The organism is bacterium (genome assembly GCA_036524115.1).
Lineage (GTDB): Bacteria > JAUVQV01 > JAUVQV01 > JAUVQV01 > DATDCY01 > DATDCY01.
On record DATDCY010000170.1, the window covers coordinates 1 to 1,812 of the forward strand.

The 1,812-nt window shown below is 79.3% G+C and carries 2 protein-coding genes; both read right to left on the bottom strand.

The annotated features are described in order from the left end of the window. Positions 1–556, bottom strand: a 556-nt coding sequence (locus VI078_08170) for a biotin/lipoyl-binding protein (GenBank protein ID HEY5999261.1), incomplete at its 3' end; no start/stop codon positions are given. Then, on the bottom strand, positions 553–1,812 hold a 1,260-nt coding region (locus VI078_08175), incomplete at its 5' end, for a TolC family protein (GenBank protein ID HEY5999262.1). The genes VI078_08175 and VI078_08170, both read right to left, overlap by 4 nt.

The window sequence follows — 1,812 nt, forward strand, 5'->3', positions numbered from 1 at the left end:
CGGCATCCCTCCCGGGGACCGCACCCTGTTCCGCCAGCGTCCCGACGCGGCCGGCCTCGCGGTCGGCGTCCGCGAACGCGGCCTCGGCCTGGCGCACCGCCGCCCTGGCCTGCTCGAGCTGCTCGGCGCGCGTGCCGGCCCGCAGCAGATCGAGGCGCGCCTGCGCCTGCGCGAGCGCGTCCTTCGCCGCCTGCGCCTGCGCCTTGAAACGCCGGATCTCCTCCGCGCGCGAGCCCGCCGCCAGGTCCGCGAGAGCCGCCTCCGCGGCCGCGAGGTTCCCGCGCGCCTGCGCCACCTGGGCTTCCAGCTCCGAGGCCTCGAGCACCGCGAGCTCCTGCCCCGCGCGGACGACCTCGCCCTCGCGCGGGACGACCGACACCAGCCGGCCCGAGATGCGCGCGGCGACGTCGACCTCGGTCGCCTCGACCGTGCCGTTGCCCGAGATCGTCCCCGGCGCCTCCTCGTCGCCTCGGCGCGTCTCGTACCAGACGCCGGCGGCGACGAGCGCCACGAGGGCGGCCGCCGGGACCACGAGCTTCATCTTCTGCCGGTTCATCGCCGCCCTCCCGCGTCCACCTGTCCCGCAGCCCCCGCCGGCCGTCCTGCCTCCCCGCCCCCCGACGGCTCGGTCCTCGTTGCGCCCACGGCGAGCGCCAGCTCCGCGGCGGCGACCCCCTGCTCGGCGGCCGCGCGCGTCGCGCCGTAGCGCGCCCGCGCGAGGCTCGCCTGCGCGTCGGCGACTTCGGTCGCCGTGCCGGCACCGCCGGCGAAGCGCACGTCGGCGAGGCGCAGCAGCTCCTCGGCCTGCGCGACCCGGCGCTCGGCCACCTGCACCTGAGCGTCCGCCGAAGCCGCGCGCGCGTACGCCTGCCGGACCTCGGACTCCACGGCGCGCAGCTGCGCATCCAGCGCCGCCTCCGCCTGCACGAGCGCGGCGGCGGCCTCACCGCGCTTCGCGGCCGCCCGCCCGCCGTCGAGCACCGGGAGGCTCACCGCGGCGCCGACCGACCAGCGCGAGAAGAGCGTCCGCGACTCGGGCTCCGCGTAGAGGTAGTCCGCGGCGACCGCGAGGGTCGGCATCCGCTCGGCACGCGCGGCCCGCACGCCCGCGGCGGCGGCCGCGACCTGGCGTCGCAGCGCCTCGAGATCCGGCCGCAGGCGCCGCCCCTCGTCGAGGAGCAGCCCGAGGTCCGGGCGCGCGCCCCCGGCCGGCGGCCGCGCCGGCGCGACCGCGTCGAACTCGCCCGTCTCGAGCCCGAGCGCCTGCAGGAGCAGGGCGCGTGCGCTCAGGAGCGCGCCGTCGGCACGGATGGCATCCTGGCGCGCCTCCTCGACCTGGACCTCGGCCCGCAGCACGTCGAAACGCGCCGCGGCGCGCGCGGCGAGCCGCTCGTTCGCGACGCGCAGGTGGCTCTCGGCGGCCGCGAGGGTCTTCGCCGCGACCCCCGACTCCTCCTGCGCGGCGAGCAGCCCGAGGAACGCCCGCTCCGCCGCGAAGGCTACCGACTGGCGTGCCCGCTGGCGCGCGGCCCGGGCACCCTCGGCCCCCTCCCCGGCCTGGCGCACCTGCGCCCGCAGGCGCCCGCCCGTGAACACCGTCTGCTGGAGCGTCGCCGTCGTCACCCACGTGTCGGGCTCCGCGAGCGTCATCGGGCCCAGCCCCGGGAGCGGCAGCTGGATCTCGGGGACCTCGCTGACGTGCGAGACGCGCGAGTCGAGGCGCAGCTGCGGCCAACGCTCCGAGCCGGCGCGGTCGCGCGCCGCCCACGCGGCGTCCTCGCGCGCCCCGGCGGCCGCGAGGGCGGCGTTGTT